Origin of the sequence: Myxococcus llanfairpwllgwyngyllgogerychwyrndrobwllllantysiliogogogochensis, assembly GCF_006636215.1 — a bacterium.
GTDB lineage: Bacteria > Myxococcota > Myxococcia > Myxococcales > Myxococcaceae > Myxococcus > Myxococcus llanfairpwllgwyngyllgogerychwyrndrobwllllantysiliogogogochensis.
Window position 1 is genome coordinate 1 of sequence record NZ_VIFM01001057.1, and the last position, 379, is coordinate 379.

Genomic DNA, 379 nt, shown 5'->3' on the forward strand with positions numbered 1-379 from the left:
CTACTGGCTGGAGTACGGTAACCCGTGGGAGTTTGAGCGCCACAACACCCGCTATAAAGTGCGCTTCGGCGGCCGCATTCAGCAGGAAGGAAAGAAAACCCGCTGGATTGAGACGGAGGAGATCATTGCGGAAGCCTACGACCAGATCATCCCCGGCTTTGACACCGACGCCACCAACACACTGCGTCTGTGGAGCGCGCAGGCCAGTAGCGAAATTAACCTCGGTAAATTCAACCAGGGCGACTACTTCGCCGCGGTAGAGGATAAAAACCACTCCGAAAACGTCTCCCGCGTGCTCTATCCGGACGACTCGACCTACTCCGGCCGCGAGCTGCGCCTGCGCCAGGAGTATTTCCTCGTGTCGGCCACGGTGCAGGAT

1 protein-coding gene is annotated in these 379 nt (G+C 58.8%); it reads left to right on the forward strand.

Annotation, left to right across the window (positions count from 1 at the left end; translation table 11 throughout):
* Nucleotides 1-379: glycogen/starch/alpha-glucan phosphorylase (locus FJV41_RS56840; RefSeq protein ID WP_181791679.1), on the forward strand; the 379-nt coding region annotated here is incomplete at both ends.